Consider the following 14,216-nt stretch of genomic DNA (forward strand, 5'->3'; position numbering starts at 1 on the left):
CAATATCGCTGGAACACAACTGTGCCCCAGCGACAATGTCGCTGGGGCACAGTCATCCCTCGTACCGAGTTAGCCGTTGACACCCAACTCACGCAGGCGCGCCTTGTACAGTTCGACGTTGCCGAGCTTGACGTCCTCGTAACCACGAACCATGTCCGGGAGAGCCGCGATGTCGACGGCGCGGTCGTAACCTTCGGCGCCCAGGGCGCGGGACAGATCCGCGACGATGGTCTCGTACTGTTCGAGCAGTTCACGCTCGACCTTGCGGACGTGCATGTAGCCGAACGGATCGAGCTTGGTGCCGCGGAGTTTCTTGCCCTTCGCCAGAACCTTCAGCGCGACATGCGACTTCGGCCCGAACCCGATCTTCTTCTTACGACCCATCACCTTGAGGATCGGCGGGTGCAGCTTGTATGTCAGGTTCTCACCCGCAGGCACCTGGGACTTGACCTCGTCGATGAAGGCGGGATCGACCAGCATGCGAGCAACTTCGTACTCGTCCTTGTACGCGGTGAACTTGAACAGGCCACGGGCGACCGCTTCACTGAAGTCGGTGCGTTCGGTGGCGGCCCGCTCTGCGGTCCAGACTGCCTGAACCTGATCGATGTACCGCGCAGCGACCTTGACGGACTGGAACTCGATCAACTGCGCAGCACGCAGTTCCACCAGTCGCAGGGTTTCACCAGCCAAGGTTGTCCCGGCGAACATGTGTGCCGGTGCGACGACCGGTGTGCGGACGGACTTGGCAGGCGTCGTGACGGCCTCGAACGCAATCGTGTCGGCAATTGCCGCGCGGCCCCAGCGGAATGCGGCGATATTTGCTTCCACGGCAACACCGTTGATGCCGATCGCCTCTTCGATGGCCTCAGCCGGAAGACGAAGTCCCCCGCTTTGGTAAGCCGCACCGATGAGCAGGAAGTTGGCTGCTGCCGTGTTACCGAACAACTCCTGGGCCGCGGCAAGTGCATCGAACGAACGCAGCGTCCGCGAGACCTTGTCAAGGCGAGCCAAGAGGGAGGACTCCTCCGGGTAGCGAACATCCTTGTCGTAGACCATGTCTCCGGTCGGCGTCTGCGACGTCGAGGCGATGGAGATGGTCGACTCGTGGTTGCCGTAGTCGAGGTTCTTGTTGTCGGTCGCGGTCAGCAGGTCGAAGGCAACGATGCAATCCGCACTACCCGGGGTGAGCCGGTTGGACGGCTCGAGCGCTCCGGAACTGAAACGCAAGTGGGAGACAACGGGTCCGGCTTTCTGACTGAGACCGATCTGGTCAAGGCTCTCGACCTCGAGGCCGGCGCGCAGCGCTGCTGTTGCCAGCACCTGGTTGACGGTGACGATGCCGGTGCCGCCGATACCTGCGAGGAAAACATTCTGGGTTGTGGTGAGCGGGCCCAGATCAGGATCTGCGACCACTGGCGGGACCGGACGAGCGGCCTTGGGAGCCTTCTTTCCGGGAACCAGTTCGACGGTCACGAACGAAGGGCAATCGCCGTCCATGCAGGTGTAATCGGTGTTGCACGACGTCTGGTCGATCTTCGTCTTGCGACCGTACTCGGTGTCCACCGGCTGAACCGATAGGCAATTCGACTTCACTCCGCAGTCGCCGCAGCCTTCGCACACCGCTTCGTTGATGACGACGCGGGTGTTGCGCGTGGGCAACGTGCCACGCTTGCGCTGACGCCGCGCGTCGGCCGCACAGTGCTGGTCGTAGATCAGGACCGTGACGCCCTTGATCTCGCGAAGTTCCTTCTGAGCTTCGTCGAGACGATCGCGGTGCCAGAGTTTGGTGCCCTTGGCCAGGGCACGCTTGCTGTGCCGGCCCGGATCGTCCGCACAGATGATGATCTGCTTGACGCCCTCGGTGGTCAGCTTGTGGCTGAGTTGAGCAACGGAGAGGGCACCTTCTGCGTCCTGCGCACCGGTCATTGCCACTACCTCGTTGTAGAGCAACTTGTAGGTGATGTTCACGCCTGCAGCGATGCACGCCTGAACAGCCAATTGACCGGAATGGAAGAAGGTGCCGTCGCCGATGTTCTGGAACAGGTGAGGCACGTCGGTGAACGGTGCCTGCCCGATCCACTGGCTGCCCTCGCCGCCCATCTGCGTCAAACCGGTGACAGCGCTGTCCTCACGGCCGGACATGGTGACGAGTGTGTGGCAACCGATTCCGCCGCCGCCGATGGAACCCTCGGGGATTGCGGTGGAACGGTTGTGGGGGCACCCACTGCAGAAGTACGCGGTGCGCTTGGCGGAGAGCACGTTCAGTGACAGCGGAGCCGGGAGGGTGCGCTTGAGCTCGACGTGCGGCTTGAGTACGCGGCGCAACGGGGCGAGCAACCGGCCTGCGGTGAGCTCACCACTCGCGGGCATGAGCAGACGGCCCTGGCCGTCGCGCTTACCGATGATGCGAGGCGCATCATCGATTCCGTAGAGGATCTCTCGAATCTGAGCCTCTATGAATGCCGTCTTGTCCTCGACCACGATGATCTGCTCGAGTCCGGTTGCGAACTCTCGCACCGACTCCCCCACCACCGGGTACGGCATACCGATACGGAGCAGCCGAATTCCCGCACGATGCAGGGCTGCGTCGTCGACACCCAGGTCTGTCAGAGCCTGACGTACGGAGTCGAATGTGGTTCCGGTAGCGGCAATTCCGATCTTGGCACCTGACGGATCAACCTCGATCACATCAAGATTGTTCGCGGCGCCGTAGGCCTGAACCAGATCCCACCGGGGTCCGTACAGGTCGGCTTCTGCGATGACGCTGTCCGGCGGCGCCGCCATCTGACGCTGCTTGTAGACAAATGGCTTGCCCTCGAACTGCACCTCGGGCACCACGATGTCGAAGTCGGCGATGCTGCCGTCAACCGTCCACGCGCCGTCCGCTACGTCGGCAACAATCTTCAGGGCCACAACACAACCGGATGCGCGTGAAAGCGCCACCGCGTGCATGCCCATCGTGATGATTTCTTCGGCGTTGCGGGGGAACAGAACCGGCACGCCCATTGCTGCGAGGGAGCGCTCACTCACTGCAGGTACGGTCGACGATTTGGATGCAGGATCGTCGCCCACCAGAAGGACGACGCCGCCCCTGGGGTTGACGCCGTACATGTTCGCGTGGCGGATGGTATCGGTAGCGCGGTCGACGCCGGGCCCCTTGCCGTACCAGATGCCGGTCACGCCGTCGTGGGTCGCGGTTCCTGCAGGAAGGTCTGTTTGGCTACCCCACACCGCGGTGGCCGCAAGTTCCTCGTTGAAGCCCGGTATGAAGGTGATGTCGTGCTCGGCGAGCACCTTGGGCATCCCGTGGAGCATCTTGTCCACTCCGCCGAGGGGACTGCCCTGGTACCCGGAGACAAAGGTGGCGATCCGCTTGCCTGCGCGGATGTCGCGGACATGCTGTTCGACGAATCCGCGAGCGATTGCCTGAACACCGGTCAGCAACACCGGACCCGATCCCGACCGGTACCGATCGTCGAGGTCATAGGGCTTGGTCTGGGCTACGCCCGACACCAGTTCAGTCATCGTGACCACCGTTCCTGTCTTCAGCACATTTCGTTCTGTTCAGGTGATCGTTATCGAGGTATGAGAAAGCGTCAACAGAGGGCGCTTGAACTATTCAATACGATCATCAAGTGAGCTGGATCACCCTGGTTAGTTCATCGAATCGGTCAGCTGGAGACGCGTTCGTGACGACCGCGGAAATCAGGTGCAAAATTCCCCTTGACCTTGACGTTACGTCAACTTACACAATGGATACAGCGCACCGATAGAGGAAGGGAGTGGAAAACAGTGACCGAATGGTCCATCCAAGAGCTTGCCAAAGCTGCGGGAACCACCAGCAGAACGCTGCGCCACTACGGCGACCTGGGACTACTGAAACCCCATCGAACGGGAGCAGGTGGATACCGCTTCTACGACGACACAGCACTGGTTCGGCTTCAGCGAATCCTGCTGCTGCGTGAACTCGGCCTAGGACTGCCGGTCATAGCGGAGATTCTGGGCGGTGAACGAGACACAACAACCGCCCTGCACACTCACCTCGAACTGCTCGAACAAGAACGCGCCCGGATTTGTCGCCAGATCGATTCGGTGACAACAACATTGAAAAAAACCGAGAAAGGACTACCACTCATGCCTGAAGAAGTGTTCGACGGCTTCGACCACGCTCAATACAAAGACGAGGTGATCGAACGGTGGGGTAGCGACGTATACACCAGCAGCGACAAGTGGTGGCGCTCGATGTCCGAGCAGGAGAAGACGTCTCACCTGAACGCGCACAAAGACATCGCCGCGGCGTTCGGCAAAGCCGCAGCAGACGGGATCGGACCCGAATCCGACACCGTCCAGGCCATCACCCACCGCCAGTTCACCTGGGTCAAAACCGGTTGGCAGGGAAAGACTCCCAGCGCCGACGCATTTATCGGACTGGGACAGATGTACGTCGACGATCCACGATTCCGCGCCAACTACGACGTCCACGGTCCGGGTACGGCAGAACTGATCCGCGACGCGATGACCGTGTACGCGGAGACCAACCTACGGTGAGAACCGTTGGCGCACCGGATCTGCGCCGAGCAAGGAGAGCCGGTGTGCCGCGGCAACCGCCTCGTCACGCGAATGGACACCGAGCTTTCGGTACAACCGCCGAATGTGACTTTTCATCGTGTTCTGGGTGACAAAGAGCTTCCGGGCGATATCGGCGATGGGCAGTCCGTCCGACAATCCGCGGAGCACTTCTGCCTCACGCCTGCTGAGGACCAGGCGTTCGATTGTCGGGGGATACATCTCTACCGCTTCGGATTCGAGAAAAGCGACAACAGAGCTGCTACGTGATGGTGCGCGCATTTCGAGATCCTCGATCACTCGTCGCGGAATTGTCGAGAACGCGGAAAGAGCACCGGTGCGCTCGACCAATTCACAAGCCCTGGACCAGGAATCGCCGGCATCCGACCACTCGCCCAAACTGTGATATGCCGCGGTTTCTACCAGTTTCGCCTCGGTATGCACCCTGGGATAGAAATCTGCGCTCCAGTCGATTGCCCGGCATAGTTGCAGGGCTCGCTCAGGGTTCCCCGTCAGAAAGTAGGCACGTGCCGCCGAGACCTGCACTATCGGCAAGTGGTTCCCGAGAACCGCAGCCTCGCCAATTGCCTTGGCGCCTTCACCGGCGGCCAGGAGCAAATCGATGCGCGCGGCGCTCAGCATTGCGGCACCGCTCGAGACGCCACAGTTGACGGGCGGTTCGTTTGCGGCGCCGGCGCGTTGAAGCGTGACCAGCCCCGCGAAGGGATCGCGCCGAGCCAATGCCCACCGCGTCCGGGCATACGCTTCGAAGGCCCACACGTCGCCAGCCGGCGAGATACCGTCGAGAATCTCGATCGCCGCAGCAGCCGCGGAAAGATCCAACGTATCCAACGCAATCAAGAGCCGGGCGATTGCGCCACCGATATGGGACGGCGGTCCCAGCCACCCGGGGACGTCGGGTTCTACCCCTTCCGCGAGAAGCCATTGCGACGCCTCCGAAAGTCTGCCGCGCAGAACCTCATTGAGCGCCGCATTGCCGGCTGAATGTCGCGCAACAAAACGTGGACCGCTGTGAAGCGCATCCTGGTATGCGATCGCCAATTGTGTGGCTGCGTCGTCGACATTGCCGACAAGTTGAAATGCGACACCCCAGATCAGACGCAGAGCTGGTAGCTGACTTCTGAACTCGTCGATCCGGCCGACATCCAGATAGTCCGCGATATCGACGAGAGTGCGTGCGACGTCGGCTGATCGCCCGTGCTCTCCCGATGCGCGCAACACGATAACTTGAACCGTTCCGCTGTTCAGTTGGGCGAGCACGTCGGTCATCGCAGCGACGTCCGCAAGTTCCGAGGACTCCGTGTTGTAGGTGTCGAGATCCATGGAGGGTGTACGCAACCGGAACTCCAGCATGTCGCGCCCGACCTGCATGGAACGACTTGCCGACATGATCTCTTCCGGCATGGACCACATAGCTTTTCGGAGCAACCCGGAATGCGCTACCAGGAGATCCGCCCAGTGCCGGCTGAGAATGGCAGCAACCTCCGACCAGTCCTGCGCGTCGATTGCGTAGTGGACCGCATCGGCGATATCACCGTGGTCGAGGCAATACCGCGACAGTAGGAGCAACCGCTCCCTGGAAGCACCGCCGGTTTCGTCGTCGATCCTCATCAGCGCTTCACGAACGGCAGGAGGAAAATACCAATTCTCCCGATGCCGGTCGCGGAACAACAAGGCGGACGATTCGAGCCGATTCATCAGCGGGACAACGTCGACCCCTGGGACCAACAACTGCGCTGTTGCCACGGTAACAGTCCGCGCCGCAGCGATTCGAAGCGTGAAATTCGACAACTCGGTACGCGCAGCCTTCGGAGGCACCTGGCGCTTTGTGTAGCCGTAGAGCGCCAGATCGATGCGCTGCATAATTATCTCGCGGCTACGGGAGCGCTCCGGAAGCCCGCTCACGACATCCACAGCCACCTTCATCAGCGCGGGTACACCCGCCAACCGCCCGCAGATCGAGTGAACAACATCGGCAGGCACGGCAATACCGGCTCCGGAAAACAGTGCCACTGCTTCGTCCGGTGTGTATCGCAAATCGTCTACGGTCAGGCTCTCCTCGATGCGGACGTTGTCCAGGACCTCCACGGATGCTCGATCTTGCAGTGTGACAATTATTTTCAATCCCGGCACGTCGTCGATCAGGGCAGTGAGCCGCTCACCGAGGCCATGCCCCTCGATCAGATCCACCCGGTTGAACACCACCACGAACGGCACAGTCGATGCCGCAAGATACTCGCGCATCTCGCGTTCGGGGTGCGCGTGATTATCCGCGAGCCTCGGAACTGCCTCGCAGGAATCCTGAATGACGGTCAGTGCCTTGTCCCAGTAGTCGATGTGATTTGTGGGCGCATCAGGCGCAGGCACCCACACCACCGGCCGATTCGGCAATGGAGCCGGGGCCGACAACCACAATCCGGCGAGTGCGGTTTTACCAAACCCGCGGGGAGCGTCGAGAACAGTCAATCCCGACGGCGATTGCATCAGCTTGACGAGTCGAGCACGGGGCGTCGACGACGCGGCCCCCAGCAGCCTGCGGCGCACGGAGACACGACTTCTGGGCTTGCGGTCGATCGGATCCGACTTCGATCCGGGCACTACGCGAGCCCTACTGCGGGCACGCCCCGAAACCGGGAGGCAAACCCCCGGCCCGAGCAGAAATTCCACACAGATCCGCGCATAGTATCGACCATAGGCCCATGTCCACCGCAGTGTGAATGCGAAGCGTCTCCACTTCATGCCCGCTTTGTCTCACTTTGTGGCGCCGATCACTTATCTCTGCTATTTTCCGGAAAGCGCCCCTGACCTGGCCTATTTCACATAACATCCCCCGCGTGCCCATGATTGAGCCCCGGATTGACATATCCACGGGATTTGTGGACGCGGCGGACCGTGACGACTACTGGCGAGCAGCGACTCGGCCCTTCTACGTCACCGAACGCGCCGGCCGAGATGTCCCACTTCACGGGACGATCTCGGGTACTGCCACCGGGACGTCACTGATCGGCGAGACCACCGTCAACAGTCAGAACTACGTACGAAACCGTCGACTGATCACGGAAAGCGAACTGGACGATCACTACGTGGTCCAGGCGTGGACAGCCGGCGCGATGGGCGGCGACGCCGACGGTGTCGACTTCCTCGTCCGGACGAACGAGGTCTCGTTTGTCGATTTAGGCAAACCGCTTCGCGCGAGCGTCCGGACACACTCGCAGCGCACTGCCCGCACGATCAGTCTGGTTGTGCCGCGTGCACTCGTCGAGGCCTCGTCGCACGGTCGCTCCTTGCACGGCACCGTCCTGACGGGCACGCCCGCGGTAGTTTTCTCGCAGTGCCTGCAGTCGATCTCGGACGCACTCCCCCACCTCGACTTCGCTGGCGCGGCGCAGTACGAAAACGTTGTCGAATCGCTGCTGAAAGCCAGTGTGGGGCACGTTGCACCCGAGCAACAACTTCGAGCACCTCCGGAGGGTCTTCGAGCGCGCGCCCTGGTGTACATTCTCGATCATCTCGGCGAGAGTTGGCTCAGCCCTACGACAATCTGCGTTGCACTGGCAGTCTCCCGAGCGCAGCTCTACCGTGCGTTCAACGACGACGGTGGGATTGCGCAGGTGATCCGCCGTAAGCGACTAGAACATGCGTACCGCGAACTGACGACACCGGATTCCGCCGACGCGTCCGTCGAAGATATCTCTCGCCGTTGGGGATTCACGTCAAAACCGCACTTCGTACGAGCCTTCGAGGCTTACTACGGCACTACTCCGAGCAGAGTGCGGCTCGAAGGCCGGCGCACGATCGGGAATCCGTCGATCAACCGCATTCACCGCCACCTGACATCATTGTCTACTGGAACTGCTTGAGAGCCCTGATCTTGTTCATCACGTCGAGTGCAGCAACCTTGTACGCCTCGGACAGCGTCGGGTAGTTGAAGACCGCATCCACAAGGTATTCCACGGTACCGCCGCACCCCATGACCGCCTGTCCGATGTGGACGAGATCTGTTGCTCCCGAACCGAAGATGTGAACCCCGAGTAACTTGAGGTCGTCCGTGGATACCAGAATTTTCAGCATTCCGTATGAGTCGCCGGCGATCTGACCGCGGGCAAGTTCGCGGTAGCGCGACACCCCGACCTCGTACGGCACCGATTCCTCGGTCAAGTCGACCTCGGTTGCGCCGACGTATGACACCTCGGGAATCGAGTAGATGCCGATAGGCTGCAAATCCATCAACTTCGCGCCAGGTTCTTCGAACGCGTGATACGCCGCCAGTCGACCCTGATCCATGGAAGTGGCTGCAAGAGCCGGGAATCCGATGACATCGCCGACGGCGTAAATGTGCTCGACCTTGGTGCGGAAATTCTCGTCCACGTAAATTCGGCCGCGGTCGTCGGCCTCGAGTCCGGCATTCTCCAATGCCAGAGGCGCGGTAAGACCTTGACGCCCAGCCGAATACATGACGGTTTCGGCTGGAATCTGCTTGCCGCTACCCAATGTGGTGAGAGTTCCGTTGGCGCCGACGTCGACGGCAGTCACCTCCTCACCGAATCGAAACGTCACCGCCAGATCCCGCAAGTGATACCGAAGCGATTCGATGATCTCAGGGTCGCAGAAGTCCAGCATCGAGGTTCGTTTCTCCACGACGGTGACCTTGGTGCCGAGCGCTGCGAACATCGACGCGTATTCGATTCCGATAACCCCAGCGCCGACCACGACCATGGTGCCGGGAATGGACGTCAGATTCAGGATTCCGTCGGAATCGAGAACTCGGTGGCTGTCGAACGAGACGCCCGCCGGACGCGCAGGCAGTGTGCCCGTGGCGATCACGACGAACTTCGCGGTAATCGTCATCTTGTCGCCGCGCGAAGCATCCTCGACGAGGATGGTGTGCGCGTCGACAAATGACCCGACCCCGACCAGCAGTTCGACGCGGTTACGCAAGAGTTGTGATCTCACCACCTCGATCTCCTTGGTGATGACATGCTGCGTTCGAGCCAACAGATCCGCCGGTGTGATGTTCCCCTTCACCCGGTAGCTCGCGCCGTACAGTTCGCGCTGATTCATGCCGGTCAGATAGAGAACCGCCTCCCGCAACGTCTTCGACGGAATGGTGCCGGTATTGACACACACTCCCCCGAGCATGTTCCCCTTCTCGACCATGGCCACTCGTTTACCCAGCTTGGCGGCCGCGATTGCCGCCTTCTGCCCGCCCGGGCCGGAGCCGATGACAACCAGGTCATATTCCGTCGAATCGCTCATCGTTCAGAAGTACCGTCCACACGCGTCGGACAGGTGGCAGGCGTGTCAATACTCCGTGAACGACCGCAGGCGTCCAAGATAGATTTTGCACAGCTAGGTTGTGCGCAACTAAAAGGTGCGCTACAGTCTTTCTTGTGACCAACCCGCTCGCCCTCGAACACCAACTCTGCTTCGCCCTCTACTCGGCGTCGCGAGCAACCACGGCCGCCTACCGAACCATGCTGGAGGACCTGGGAATTACGTATCCCCAGTACCTGGTCCTACTGACACTGTGGGAACGCGACGGCCGCGGCGTTCGGGATATCTGCGACGCCCTTGATCTCGACACCGGCACTCTCTCGCCACTCCTCAAGCGACTGGAAAGCCAAGGGCTCATCGAGCGCCGACGCCTGACCAGTGACGAGCGCCGCGTCGAGATTCACCTGACCGAGAGCGGTTTGGCACTGCGCAGCAAGGCAGAAGACATACCCCGCACGCTCGCCGAGGCAACGGGACTTGATCTCGACGAACTGGTGAAACTCCGGGAAGTCCTGGTCCGGCTAGGCAAGCACCTTCAAACATCCAACGCTGTCGACGGAAAGAAGAAGCCATGAACATCGTGTACACCGCAGAAGCACTGGCCACCGGCGAAGGTCGCAACGGCCACGCCCGCACCTCCGACGGACGCCTCGATCTCGGCCTGGCCATCCCGAAGGAAATGGGCGGCAGCGGCGACGGCACCAATCCCGAGCAGCTCTTTGCCGCCGGATATGCGGCGTGCTTCCACTCTGCACTGCAGATGGTCGCCCGAGCGGAGAAAGCCAATGTTGCGGACTCTGCGGTGGGCGCTCGCGTCGGCATCGGCCCGAACGACGCCGGCGGTTTCGGACTTGCTGTGACGCTTGAAGTTTCACTTCCCCATTTGCCCCATGAACAGGCCGTCGAGCTGACGGAGAAGGCGCACCAGGTGTGCCCGTACTCCAACGCAACTCGCGGCAACATCGAGGTCACCCTCGAAGTAAGTAAGGACGATTAATGAGCTCCACCCCCACAATCAGCCGCGAGATCCACCTTGCATCCCGGCCGAACGGTTGGCCGACCCCCGAGAACTTCTCCACAGTCGAGGTCGAGCTTCCCGAACTCGAAGACGGCCAGATCCTGGTGCGCAACATCGCGATCTCGGTCGATCCGTACATGCGTGGACGCATGAACGACGTGAAGTCGTACCTGCCGCCCTTCCAGATCGGCGCAGCTCTCGACGGTGGTGCAGTCGGAGAGGTTATCGCCTCGAAGTCCGCCGATCGCACTGTCGGAGACGTTGTTGTCCACGGCCTCGGGTGGCGCGAGTACGCGATTCTCGACGGGGCAGCCGTCACTCCCGCGGATACGTCCATTGCCCCGGCCACGGCCTACCTCGGTGCGCTCGGCATGACGGGCCTCACCGCGTACGCGGGACTGACAGCTGTTGCCGAGTTCAAAGAAGGTGACACCGTATTCGTCTCCGGCGCAGCAGGAGCCGTCGGATCACTGGTCGGCCAGATCGCAAAGCTCCTGGGTGCCAAGCGTGTGATCGGCAGCGCGGGTTCTCCGGCAAAGGTCGCTCGTCTCCTCGAACTCGGCTTCGATGCCGCGTTCGACTACCACGACGGACCGGTCACCGAACTTCTCGCTGCTGCCGCACCCGACGGAATCGACGTCTACTTCGACAACGTCGGCGGTGAACATCTCGAGGCGGCTATCGACGCCATGAATTCTGGCGGCCGAATCGCGATGTGCGGAGCCATCGCTCAGTACAACACCACCGAAAAGCCCACCGCCCCCAGCAACTTGGCGGCAGCGATCGGCAAGCAGCTCACATTGCGCGGATTCCTGGTTGGCGGATACCGCCATCTCGGCCCCGAGTTCCGCACCCACATGGCGGGGTGGCTCGCCGACAACAAGATTGCGTGGGACGAGACCAAAGTCGAAGGTCTCGACAATGCCCCGCAGGCGTTCATCGATCTGATGCGCGGCGCGAACACCGGCAAGATGGTTGTCACGCTGTAACAGCGGAACTGATGTAACAGTGCAACTGCTGCAATGGCCGCGAATCCCACTGGGGTTCGCGGCCATCGGCGTCACAGTCCGAACGACACTCCGGTCAACTTCTCGGAAAGCGTCCACAGGCCCGCTGCGGTCTCGGTATCGTGCGATTTCTTGTTCGAGCCAACCACTTTCGGGTATCCACGCTGCTCGAACGGACCGTCCGGGCCGATATAGCTGCCGCCGAATACATCAGGAACGGTTGCCGCATACAGCTCCGGCAATGCGCCCATCTCCGCAGACTGCGCGATGATCCGGTTGCCGATGCCCATGAGCTTGTCGAAGACGGACTCGGTGTGGCCCTGCAGATTTGTCGACGCATACCCCGGATGCGACGCCAATGCCTTGAGCGGCGAACCCGACGCAGCCAGTTTGCGTTGAAGTTCGTACGTGAACAGCAGATTGGCGAGTTTGGACTGCCCGTACGCCAGCCACCGGTTGTATTTGCGATGCTCGAAGTTGAGATCATCGAGATCGACGGTTCCCAGTTGGTGCAGTGCGCTCGACATCGTCACGACACGATCCGTCAGCTTGTCCTTCAGCAAGCCGGTGAGCGCAAAATGCCCCAGATGGTTTGTGCCGATCTGCATTTCGAAACCGTCGACAGTCCGGCGAAACGGTATCGCCATGACACCGGCGTTGTTTACCAGAACGTCGACGGCGTCGGTGGCGTCGGCAAATGCCCGCACCGACGCGAGATCCGCAAGATCGAGTTGCCGTACCACCGCGTTGGAACCGATCTCCGCCGCAATGGGTTCAGCCTTCGATGTGTCGCGGCACGCAAGTACTACGGTTGCGCCCGCTTTGCCCAATGCCCGTGCAACTACCTCCCCCAACCCACTGTTGGCCCCGGTCACCACAAACGTGCGGCCGGTCTGATCGACAACGTCTTCTGCAGTCCACTTGGTCATGAAATCCAGCGTACGTGTGTTACCAGCCGGTAGGGAGTGCTGATTTTCGTCACGATTTCCGTTTTGCCTTGGTCGGCTTGGCGCCAGGAAGAGGCGCTGTGGACGCGGAGCCTGGCGGGATCTGAATATCTGCCTCGCGCTGCTCCGCCGCAATCCGGCCGTACACAAAATGCTGTTGCGCGAATGTCCAGCAGTTGTTGCTCACAAAATAGATCAGGATCGCGACCGGCACAAACGCACCGAAGGCAACCACTCCGACCGGAAACACCCACAACGCGAGTTTGTTCATGATCGCCGTTTGCGGGTTGACGGTCCCGGTGTCCACCTGCCTCGCGATAGATGCCCGCGACGTGAAGTGCGTCGCCACCGCGGCAAAGATCATCAGCGGAACTGCGACCAGAACTATGGACAGCCGGGTCACATCGCCAAACGCCTCCAATTGCGCGGCCGGACTCGAAATCATCGCCGACAGCGGCGCCCCGAACAGCTTCGCATCGAGAAACGACTGCACATCCGAGGCACTGAAAAAGTAGTTCGCAGTGTTCGCGTTGTCGGCGATGGACATGGGTTCGGTAGGGCTGAGGAACGGGACGTGGGTAGCCGCTCCCGTCCGATTGAACGACCGCAGAACGTGATACAGGCCGATGAAGACCGGAGCCTGAATAAGCATCGGCAAACATCCGAGCAGCGGGCTGTAGTTGTGTTCTTTCTGGAGCTTTGCCATCTCCGCGGCAAGCTTCTGATTGTCGCCGGCGTACTTCTTCTGCAATGCCTTGATCTGCGGTTGTAATTTTTGCATCACCAACTGCGTGCGGACCTGTTTGACAAACGGTTTGAAAAGAATCGCTCGGAGCGTGAAGACGAGAAACACCACGGACAGTGCCCAGACGACACCGCTGTCGGGTGCTCCCGAAACCAGGGAGAAAACCTTGTGCCAGAACCACAAGATTCCGGATACGGGGTAATAGATGAAATCAAGCATGATGAATGAACCTCACCAAGAGGCACGCTCGAGCAGAATGCGAGCGCGGGGAATGGTCGTGGGCGGAGCTTCGCTGACCGACCTACGACGGGTTTTTTCACCCGCGTGGAGCCAGACTACAGACCGATTCCCGGAGCTCGGGGTTGCGGACGACCAGGGGCGTCTGGGCTGCTCTGCCTGCGGAAAGACCCACGCAGACAACGCTCGTCACGGGCCGGCCCACTCGACGAGCGCGCAAACAGTTGCAGAAGTTCGCTGCGGGGTGACGTCGCCAACGCGGCAACAACAAACACAGCAATCGCGGTTCCCAGAACCGCGGCACTGCCTGATGAACCGAGCGGCGGAGTAGCGAGCATCGCGATGAACGGCAGCAGAAGCAGCAACAACGATCGCGTCGCCGTTCCCTGCCTGTTCATGGA

11 protein-coding genes are annotated in these 14,216 nt (G+C 61.0%); 5 read left to right on the plus strand and 6 right to left on the minus strand.

Annotated elements, in window-relative coordinates; all coding sequences use genetic code 11:
• Window positions 1-69 precede the first annotated feature (69 nt).
• Window positions 70-3,525, minus strand: a complete 3,456-nt coding sequence (locus R4P64_RS09835; RefSeq protein WP_287160532.1) for an indolepyruvate ferredoxin oxidoreductase family protein — start codon at window positions 3,523-3,525, stop codon at window positions 70-72.
• Window positions 3,526-3,792: 267 nt separating this feature from the next.
• Between R4P64_RS09835 and R4P64_RS09840 the strand changes: the two genes are divergently transcribed.
• Window positions 3,793-4,548 (plus strand): MerR family transcriptional regulator, encoded by a 756-nt coding sequence (locus R4P64_RS09840; protein ID WP_317540691.1) that lies wholly within the window; start codon window positions 3,793-3,795, stop codon window positions 4,546-4,548.
• Here the strand turns inward: R4P64_RS09840 and R4P64_RS09845 are convergent.
• Entirely contained in the window at window positions 4,540-7,185 is a 2,646-nt protein-coding gene (locus tag R4P64_RS09845) for a helix-turn-helix transcriptional regulator (protein WP_317540690.1), read from the minus strand. The genes R4P64_RS09840 and R4P64_RS09845 overlap by 9 nt on opposite strands.
• A gap of 242 nt (window positions 7,186-7,427) precedes the next feature.
• Here R4P64_RS09845 and R4P64_RS09850 point away from each other — a divergent pair, with 242 nt between their 5' ends.
• The gene (locus tag R4P64_RS09850; protein ID WP_219113225.1) at window positions 7,428-8,447 is read left to right on the plus strand and encodes a helix-turn-helix domain-containing protein; all 1,020 of its coding nucleotides are present in this window, start codon (window positions 7,428-7,430) and stop codon (window positions 8,445-8,447) included.
• Here the strand turns inward: R4P64_RS09850 and sthA are convergent.
• Complete coding sequence (sthA, locus tag R4P64_RS09855) at window positions 8,431-9,843, minus strand: Si-specific NAD(P)(+) transhydrogenase (protein WP_045068884.1); 1,413 nt, start codon at window positions 9,841-9,843, stop codon at window positions 8,431-8,433. The two genes, R4P64_RS09850 and sthA, sit on opposite strands and share 17 nt — an antisense overlap.
• A gap of 134 nt (window positions 9,844-9,977) precedes the next feature.
• On the opposite strand from sthA, the gene R4P64_RS09860 reads away from it, so the two are divergent.
• The 3 genes from R4P64_RS09860 to R4P64_RS09870 are packed head-to-tail and all read left to right on the plus strand — an operon-like array spanning window position 9,978 to window position 11,868.
• On the plus strand, window positions 9,978-10,436 hold the full coding sequence (locus tag R4P64_RS09860) for a MarR family winged helix-turn-helix transcriptional regulator (protein ID WP_033234011.1): 459 nt from the start codon (window positions 9,978-9,980) through the stop codon (window positions 10,434-10,436).
• Window positions 10,433-10,858: an organic hydroperoxide resistance protein gene (locus R4P64_RS09865; protein ID WP_033234010.1), complete on the plus strand. Its 426-nt coding sequence runs from the start codon at window positions 10,433-10,435 to the stop codon at window positions 10,856-10,858. Before R4P64_RS09860 ends, R4P64_RS09865 begins: the two co-directional genes overlap by 4 nt.
• Window positions 10,858-11,868 (plus strand): NADP-dependent oxidoreductase, encoded by a 1,011-nt coding sequence (locus R4P64_RS09870; protein ID WP_317820588.1) that lies wholly within the window; start codon window positions 10,858-10,860, stop codon window positions 11,866-11,868. Before R4P64_RS09865 ends, R4P64_RS09870 begins: the two co-directional genes overlap by 1 nt.
• Before the next feature lie 71 nt (window positions 11,869-11,939).
• On the opposite strand, the gene R4P64_RS09875 is transcribed toward R4P64_RS09870, so the two are convergent.
• From R4P64_RS09875 to R4P64_RS09885, 3 genes are all read right to left on the minus strand, one after another.
• Window positions 11,940-12,815 (minus strand): oxidoreductase, encoded by an 876-nt coding sequence (locus tag R4P64_RS09875; protein ID WP_317820590.1) that lies wholly within the window; start codon window positions 12,813-12,815, stop codon window positions 11,940-11,942.
• Between the two features lie 49 nt (window positions 12,816-12,864).
• Window positions 12,865-13,797: a membrane protein insertase YidC gene (gene yidC, locus R4P64_RS09880; RefSeq protein WP_317820591.1), complete on the minus strand. Its 933-nt coding sequence runs from the start codon at window positions 13,795-13,797 to the stop codon at window positions 12,865-12,867.
• 116 nt (window positions 13,798-13,913) lie between these two features.
• Complete coding sequence (locus tag R4P64_RS09885; RefSeq protein WP_033234006.1) at window positions 13,914-14,213, minus strand: DUF6412 domain-containing protein; 300 nt, start codon at window positions 14,211-14,213, stop codon at window positions 13,914-13,916.
• Window positions 14,214-14,216 lie beyond the last annotated feature (3 nt).

The sequence above is a fragment of the Rhodococcus sp. IEGM 1366 genome, assembly GCF_033142425.1.
In the GTDB taxonomy this organism is placed as follows: Bacteria; Actinomycetota; Actinomycetes; order Mycobacteriales; family Mycobacteriaceae; genus Rhodococcus_F; species Rhodococcus_F globerula.